Source organism: Rhizobacter sp., assembly GCF_031412495.1.
Lineage (GTDB): Bacteria > Pseudomonadota > Gammaproteobacteria > Burkholderiales > Burkholderiaceae_C > Schlegelella_A.
Map to the genome: position 1 here is coordinate 1 of NZ_JANODC010000290.1, position 6,807 is coordinate 6,807.

Annotated in this window: 9 protein-coding genes; 6 read left to right on the forward strand and 3 right to left on the reverse strand. The window is 73.6% G+C overall.

Annotated features, from left to right (window positions below; genetic code table 11):
• The 4 genes from AC30N0_RS10755 to AC30N0_RS10770 all read left to right on the forward strand — a co-directional run.
• Positions 1–416, forward strand: a 416-nt coding sequence (locus tag AC30N0_RS10755) for a hypothetical protein (RefSeq protein WP_489517909.1), incomplete at its 5' end; no start/stop codon positions are given.
• A 143-nt stretch (positions 417–559) separates the two neighbouring features.
• Positions 560–859, forward strand: coding sequence for a hypothetical protein (locus tag AC30N0_RS10760; RefSeq protein WP_489517910.1), 300 nt, complete (start codon positions 560–562; stop codon positions 857–859).
• A 99-nt stretch (positions 860–958) separates the two neighbouring features.
• Positions 959–1,501 carry a hypothetical protein gene (locus AC30N0_RS10765; protein WP_489517911.1) on the forward strand — a complete coding sequence of 181 codons (543 nt, stop codon included), beginning with the start codon at positions 959–961 and terminating at the stop codon, positions 1,499–1,501.
• A gap of 92 nt (positions 1,502–1,593) precedes the next feature.
• Positions 1,594–1,806, forward strand: coding sequence for a hypothetical protein (locus AC30N0_RS10770; protein ID WP_489517912.1), 213 nt, complete (start codon positions 1,594–1,596; stop codon positions 1,804–1,806).
• A 22-nt stretch (positions 1,807–1,828) separates the two neighbouring features.
• On the opposite strand, the gene AC30N0_RS10775 is transcribed toward AC30N0_RS10770, so the two are convergent.
• The 3 genes from AC30N0_RS10775 to AC30N0_RS10785 are packed head-to-tail and all read right to left on the reverse strand — an operon-like array spanning position 1,829 to position 5,297.
• Positions 1,829–3,121: a class I SAM-dependent methyltransferase gene (locus tag AC30N0_RS10775; RefSeq protein ID WP_489517913.1), complete on the reverse strand. Its 1,293-nt coding sequence runs from the start codon at positions 3,119–3,121 to the stop codon at positions 1,829–1,831.
• Positions 3,118–3,954 (reverse strand): DUF1365 domain-containing protein, encoded by an 837-nt coding sequence (locus tag AC30N0_RS10780; protein ID WP_489517914.1) that lies wholly within the window; start codon positions 3,952–3,954, stop codon positions 3,118–3,120. The genes AC30N0_RS10775 and AC30N0_RS10780 overlap by 4 nt, the downstream gene beginning before the upstream one ends.
• Positions 3,951–5,297, reverse strand: a complete 1,347-nt coding sequence (locus AC30N0_RS10785; protein ID WP_489517915.1) for an NAD(P)/FAD-dependent oxidoreductase — start codon at positions 5,295–5,297, stop codon at positions 3,951–3,953. The genes AC30N0_RS10780 and AC30N0_RS10785 overlap by 4 nt, the downstream gene beginning before the upstream one ends.
• 176 nt (positions 5,298–5,473) lie before the next feature.
• Here AC30N0_RS10785 and AC30N0_RS10790 point away from each other — a divergent pair, with 176 nt between their 5' ends.
• On the forward strand, positions 5,474–6,061 hold the full coding sequence (locus AC30N0_RS10790) for a sigma-70 family RNA polymerase sigma factor (protein ID WP_489517916.1): 588 nt from the start codon (positions 5,474–5,476) through the stop codon (positions 6,059–6,061).
• Positions 6,058–6,711: a ChrR family anti-sigma-E factor gene (locus tag AC30N0_RS10795; RefSeq protein WP_489517917.1), complete on the forward strand. Its 654-nt coding sequence runs from the start codon at positions 6,058–6,060 to the stop codon at positions 6,709–6,711. Before AC30N0_RS10790 ends, AC30N0_RS10795 begins: the two co-directional genes overlap by 4 nt.
• Positions 6,712–6,807 lie beyond the last annotated feature (96 nt).

A 6,807-nucleotide genomic window follows, 5' to 3' on the forward strand; every position in this document is an offset into this window, starting at 1 on the left:
AGACGAAGAACGAGTCGGCCCCCGAGGTGCTGCGCCTGCTGCAGGCCGAGCTCGACCGCCTGGTCGAGACGCCCGTCGGCGACGAGGAGCTCGCCGCGCGCAAGCTGACCCTGATCGGCGGCTTCAGCCGCAGCGTCGAGACGACGGCCGGCCTGGCAGCGGCGATCCGCGGCCTCGTCGTAGCGAACCGCCCGCCGGCCGAGCTGACCACGCGCATCGAAGCGCTGGCGGCCGTCTCCGCCGCCGACGTCCAGCGCTACGCCGCCGCCCACTTCGGGCCGGACAGGCGACGCGTCGGCATCGCCGGCGAAGGGGCGGTGTTCGGCACGGCACTTAAGGAAGCGCTGCCGGCGCTGGTCACGGTGCGCCAGGACGCGCTCGATCTCGAGCGTCCGGGCGGGCTCGTCCGCCAGTGATGTGGCGCTTGGCGCCGCCTGCAGCGCCCGCCCCGAGGGGCAAGGCAAACCCTCCGTACAGAGGCCCAGGTTTACTGGGACAATAGTGCCCCCGCGAACGGCGCCGAACCCGGCCGTTCGTCGCTCATCTCTTCAGGATCGCCATGGCCACCCGTCGCTCTGCCCCGCCGTCCAAAGTGCCCGCTGCCGCCGCCCCTGCAGTCGCCCCCGCTGTCCAGTCCGCCTCGCTCAAGCTGCGCCAGACGCAGGCCGAATACGTCGCCGCACGCCCGGCCGGCGAGCCCGGCGTCAAGCCGATGATGTCGAGCTCCAAGATGTACGTCTGCCGGCGCTGCCAGGCCAATTTCAAGACCGGCGACGGCAAGCCCGACTCGCGCCTGCCCGGCCTGGGCAAGTGCAACAAGTGCCTGGCCACCGCGGCTGCCTCTGCGATCGCCGCCTGAACCGGCCCGCCGTGCCGCGTAAGCGGGCGTAACGCGACTCCAGGGCGCGGCGAGCACGCCGATAAGACCGGCAGGTCCCCTGCCGATTCCATCCTGGCCATGCTCGAACGCCTCGTCGCGGCCTTGCGCACGCTGCCGCTCCTTCTCTGCTCGCCGATCCTGCCATCGTCGGCCGCGCGCCGGCGTCGGGCTCGCCGCGCCGCGGCAGCGATCGCCGAGGTGGCGCCCGAGCCGCGCCGCGACCGGCAGCCGCCGGCGGCCCTGCTGCGCCGGATGCGCGACGAGCTCCGTCTCGAGCTTGCCCGTAACGCCGCGGACGGCCGCGCCTTCCCGCACCTGGCGCGCTTCGAGCGGCAGTTCTCGAAAGCGGGGCTGCGCGTGCTCGAGGCCGTTCCGGTCGACCACCTGCGCCGGGCCCTGGCCGAGTTCGAGGCGATGGTCCGCAACTGGTCTTCGCCCGCGCTGGCCGACCTGCGCTCGCGCATGGCCGTGACCCTGGCCGACCGGACGAGCGCGTCGTCGGTATGGATCGCCGCCAACAGCGTCGCGCCGGCGATGCGGGGCAACGCGCTCGCCGGGCAGCTCGCGGCCCGCGCGTCGTCGATGTTCGGCTCCAGCCAGCAGATGCTGTCGCGGATCTGAACCCGTCACCCCCTCGCTTGGGGAAGGGAAACCGTCCTACGCACGGCCGCACCGGCGGCGCTCAGAATGCGTGCGTGGACGACGAGATGCGCATGAGCCAACCGGCCGATCGACGGTCCGACGAGCGGGAGCTGGGCGAGGCGTTCTCGCCCGAGTACCTGGCCATGCTGGTCATCTGCGGCGGCACCGTCCGCGACAGCGACTGGGACGTGCTCCCGAAGAGCCTGGTCGCGCGGCGGCCCGGGCATCCGGAGGAGCTCGTCGGCGAAACGCACGACGCCGAGGGCGAGGCTTCCCGCCGCTAGCCGCTCGTCTCGCGAGCGCCCGCTAGCCGGCCGGCAGGTCGGCCCGACGCTCGAGGATGTAGAGACCGACGTCGACGCGGCCGGACCGGAAGCCGGCCTCGCAGTAGCAGAGGTAGTACTCCCAGAGGCGCAGGAACCGCTCGTCGAAGCCGAGGGCGGCGATCGACGCCCGAGCGCCCAGGAACCGGCGCCGCCATTCGACCAGGGTCGCCGCGTAGCTGGCGCCGAAGGTCGACGCTGTGGTCAGGGTCAGACCGGCAGCATCGGCGGCAGCCCGCATGGCCGTGCGGGAGGGCAGCATGCCGCCCGGGAAGATGAAGCGCTGGATGAAGTCGGCGCCGCGCCGGTAGCTGTCGAACTGCGCTTCGGCGATCGAGATCACCTGGACCACGGCGACGCCGCCCGGCGCCAGGCGCCGCCGCAGCGTCTCGAAGTAGACCGGCCAGTAGCGCTCGCCGACGGCTTCGAGCATCTCGATCGAGACGATGCGGTCGTATCTCCCCGTTGCATCCCGATAGTCCTCGAGGCGCAGATCGACGCGCTCGGCCAGGCCTTCGGCAGCGACCCGCTGCCGGCCGTGCGCGAGCTGCTCGGCCGACAGGGTCAGGCCGGTGACGCGCACCGGGTGCCGCCGGGCGAGGTCGAGCGCGAGCGCGCCCCAGCCGCAGCCGATCTCGAGCACCCGCGCATCGCTGCCCAGCTCGTCGAGGCGGAGCAGTTGCCGGATGCGGGCGAGCTTGGTCGCCTGCGCCGACTCCAGCGTCTCGTCGGCGCCGCTGTAGATGCCGCTCGAATAGATCAGCTCCGCGTCGAGCCACTGGCGGTAGAAGTCGTTGCCGAGGTCGTAGTGGAAGGCGATGTTCTCGCGGCTGCCGCGCCTCGAGTTCGCGCGCGCCAGGTGCAGGGCCCGGAACAGCCAGCGCAGGGGCCGGGCCGCCTCGAGCGCTGCGCCCCAGCCGGCCTCGTTGCGGATGCCGAACTCGAGCAGCGCGGCCAGATCCGGCGTCGACCAGTCGCCGTCGCGGAACGACTCGGCCAGGCCGATGTCGCCGCCGAGCGCCAGCCGGGCCAGCGCACGCCAGCGGTGCACGGCGATGGCGACCTGCGGCCCAGGGGCGGCGGCATGACCCACGACCCGGGCCCCGTCCGGAAGCTCGATGGCGATCGAGCCGACGCTCAGGTTGCCCAGCAGGCGGCCGAGCAGGCGGCGCAGCGGCCAGGCCACGAGTCCGGCGAGCTTCGACGCCGGTGCCGGCGAGGCCGGCCGGCCGAGGGAGCTCGGCCCGCCGAGGGAGGTCGGCGCAGGCGCCGTCATGGCTCGGCGTGCCGCACGACGGTCAGCGAGCCCGGGCCGGCGGGCGCGTTCGGCTGCAGGCGCACACCCTTGGCGAACAGGCGCAGCGCTTCCCAGTGGATGGCCACGATCACCTTCAGCGTCAGCAGGGGGTGGGTGACGAAGACCCGCACCAGGGCCCGGTCGTCGAGGTGGCGGCGGACCGCGTCGAGGCGGGCGACCAGCACCGGGCCGACCTCGTCGCGCGCGACAACGCCGACGCTCATCGCGTCGCCGGCGGCGCCGCCGGGTGGCGCGACGCGGAAGTCGTAGCGCATCGCCGCGCCGAGGAAGGGCGACACGCGCAGGCGCTTGGCGCAGCGCTGCACGACGATGGCGCCTTCGTGCGCCGTCGCCGGGTCGACCTCGATCAGGTAGCTGTGCCGCTCGCCGAAGGTGTTGTTGACCTCGTAGAGGATCGCGCCGAGCGAGCCGTCGACGCGGTGGCAGAAGTACACGCTGAGCGGGTTGAACGCGTAGCCGAGGATGCGCGGCATGGCCAGGAGCCGGATCGGCCCGCCGACCGTCAGGCCGGCCTCGCCGAGGCGCCGCTCGACGTAGGCGCGCAGGCCGCCGCCCGGCACCGCGCCGCGGCTGCCGTCGCCGTGGTCTCGCTCGTGGAAGGCGAACAGGTTGAAGCGGTCGACGGAGAACCAGCGCAGGCGGCGGCCGAGCCCGGGCAGCTCGTCGAGGTCGAGCAGCAGCGAGAACACGCGGTAGGCGAGGCGATGCCGTGCCGGGCGCTGGCGCTGGTGCATCACGGCGCCGACGTACAGCGCCGAGGCAGGCTCCGCCGCGCGTGCCGGCGCGCTCACGAGGCGTGCGCCACCGGGGCGCGGACATGGATGCGCGCCGACTCGCCGGCGACCCGCCACGGCCGGCGCACCCCGCCGAGCGCCTCGGCGACGGCGAGGCCGGCCTGCAGCCCGTCCTCGTGGAAGCCGGCGCCGAAGTACGCGCCGCAGAACCAGGTCCGCCGCCGTCCCTGCAGCGACCACAGGTGGCGCTGGGCGCGGATGGCGGCGGCGTCGAACAAGGGGTGCTCGACGACTTCGGTGCGGATCAGGTGCGCGGCGCGCGGCGGACGCAGCGGGTTCAGCGTCAGGAACAGCGGCGTGCCTGGGTCGATGCCCTGCAGGCGGTTCATCCAGTAGGTGACGCAGGGGGCGCCGCCGCCGCCGCGCCGGGCCTGGTAGTTCCAGCTCGACCAGACCGCGCGCCGGCGCGGCATCAGGGCGGCGTCGCTGTGCAGGACGGCGTGGTTGCGCGTGTACGCGAAGGCGCCGAGCAGGCGCTTCTCGTCGGCGCCCGCGTCGGGCAGCAGGCGCAGCGCCTGGTCGGCGTGCGTGGCCAGCACGACATGCCCGTGCCGCGCTGCCCGACCGTCCGCGGTGGCCACCGTCGCGCCGTCGGCGTCGCGGCGCACCTCGACCGCCGCCCGACCCGTGCGCACGCCGTCGCCGAGCGCTGCGGCCATGCGCCGCACGTACTCGCGGCTGCCGCCCGAGACCGTGCGCCAGACCGGCCGGTCGGTCAGCTTCAGCAGGTGGTGGTTCTCGCAGAAGCGGACGAAGGCCTCGGTCGGGTAGCGGCCGACCTGGTCGGCCGGCGTCGACCAAATCGCCGCCGCCATCGGATAGAGGTGGTCCTCGCGGAAGGCACGCCCGTAGCCGCGCGCATCGAGGTAGTCGTCGAGCGGCAGCAGGCCGACCCGGGCGGCGTCGAGCGGCGCCTGCCGGTAGAAGCGGAGCAGGTCGCGCAGCATCGACCAGAAGCGCGGGCTGACGAGGTTGCCGCGCTGCGCGAAGAGGCCGTTCAGGTCGCCGCCGGCGTACTCGAGGGCGCCGTCGTCGAGGCTGACCGCGAACGACATCTCCGAGGCCTGCGTCGGCACCCCGAGGTTGGCGAACAGGGCGGTGAGGTTGGGGTAGGCCGGCTCGTTGTAGACGATGAAGCCGGTGTCGACGGGCTGGGTGGCGCCGTTCACCGCGACGTCGACCGTGTGGCTGTGCCCGCCGAGGCGGGGCTCGGCCTCGTAGAGCGTGACCCGGTGCCGCCGGGCCAGGAGCCAGGCTGCCGAGAGCCCGGCGATGCCGCTGCCGACGACCGCGATGTCGAGCCGGTGATCGGCGGTGTCGGTCGGGGCGGGCGCGGCCATCGCAGCTTGTACGTGCAAGCCGCCGTTCCGGATCACCGCCCTGTGATCCAATCCGCCGGCGCCCTCGTACAAGCCGCATGGACATCGCGCGGCAGACGGCGCCACAGGCTGCGGCTCCCACCGGCGCACGCGCCGGCAGGCTGTCGATCGTGACAGCGCACGAAGGCCGCGGAGCGATGCCGACCCCCGACGAGCTGAACGAACTGGCCCAGGCGGTCGCCGAGCGCGGCGACCGGCAGGCCTTCGCCATTCTCTTCAAGCACTTCGCGCCCCGCGTCAAGGCCTACCTCGTGCGCGGCGGCTGCTCGCCCGTGGTGGCCGAAGAGCTCGCCCAGGAGACGATGGTCCTGCTCTGGCGCAAGGCGGCGACCTTCGACCCGGCGCGGGCCCGCGTCTCGACCTGGATCTTCACGATCGCGCGCAACCTGCGCATCGACCAGCACCGTCAGCGCGGCCTCGTCATGGCGCAGGAGACCGATGCCGACGGTTCGGCGCCGGACCCGGAGTTCGGCGCCTTCGACGCCGTGGACCCGGCGGCGGGGCCCGACGAGCAGCTCGCCACTGCACAAGGTGAGCGTCGCCTGCGGGCCGCGATGGCACGCCTCTCCGCCGACCAGGCGCGCATCCTTCAGCTCTCCTACTACGGCGACCAGCCGCACGCCAGCATCGCGCGCGAGCTGTGCATCCCGCTCGGCACCGTCAAGTCGCGCATACGGCTTGCCGTCATCCACCTTCGGCGCCTGCTGTCGGAAACCGAACCATGACCCAGCACCACCCCGACGACACACGGCTCATGCAGCTGTCGGCCGCCAGCCTGGCGGCCGGGCCGGCGCTCGTCACGGCCGCCCACGTCGAGCGCTGCCTGCACTGCCGCGATCGCCTGGCCGAGTTCGATGCCGTGGGCGGCGTCCTGCTCGAAGGCATCGAGCCGGCGACGCTGGCGCCGCAGGCACTGGCCCGCACGCTCGCGCGCATCGACGCCGGCGCGACCGCGGCGCCGGCGCCTGCGCCGGTCTACCCGAGCGCGACCCTGCCGGACGGCGTCGCCTGGCCGCGCAGCATGCGTGGCTGCACGAGCGGCGCCTGGCGCTGGCTCGGCCCCGGCATGCGCTGGTGCCGCATCGCGCTGCCGCACGACCGCGCCGCCAACGTCTTCCTGCTCCGAATTTCCGCTGGAAAGAGCCTGCCGGTGCACACGCACGACGGCATCGAGCTGACGCAGGTGCTGTACGGCAGCTTCCACGACGGTCACGCCCTGTTCGGCGACGGCGACTTCGACGAGGCCGACGGCGAGGTGCTGCACCAGCCGGTGGTGCAGCCGGGCAGCGAGTGCATCTGCCTGGCCTCGGTGGAAGGCCGCGTGGCGTTCCAGGGCCGCGTCGCCCAGGTGCTCGGGTCGCTGGTCGGGATGTGAGGCCGACGGCAGCGCGGCCTCAGCCGACGGCTCGTTCGGCCACGAGGACCGCGGCACTCAGGCGGTCGAGGAGCTTTCGCTCAGCCAGGCCGTGAT

Excerpts from the sequence above, each read along its gene's own strand:
- AC30N0_RS10760 (WP_489517910.1), top strand. The coding sequence starts at position 560 with ATGGCCACCCGTCGCTCTGCCCCGCCGTCCAAAGTGCCCGCTGCCGCC.
- AC30N0_RS10765 (WP_489517911.1), top strand. The coding sequence starts at position 959 with ATGCTCGAACGCCTCGTCGCGGCCTTGCGCACGCTGCCGCTCCTTCTC.
- AC30N0_RS10770 (WP_489517912.1), top strand. The coding sequence starts at position 1,594 with ATGAGCCAACCGGCCGATCGACGGTCCGACGAGCGGGAGCTGGGCGAG.
- AC30N0_RS10775 (WP_489517913.1), bottom strand. The coding sequence starts at position 3,121 with ATGACGGCGCCTGCGCCGACCTCCCTCGGCGGGCCGAGCTCCCTCGGC.
- AC30N0_RS10785 (WP_489517915.1), bottom strand. The coding sequence starts at position 5,297 with ATGGCCGCGCCCGCCCCGACCGACACCGCCGATCACCGGCTCGACATC.
- AC30N0_RS10790 (WP_489517916.1), top strand. The coding sequence starts at position 5,474 with ATGCCGACCCCCGACGAGCTGAACGAACTGGCCCAGGCGGTCGCCGAG.
- AC30N0_RS10795 (WP_489517917.1), top strand. The coding sequence starts at position 6,058 with ATGACCCAGCACCACCCCGACGACACACGGCTCATGCAGCTGTCGGCC.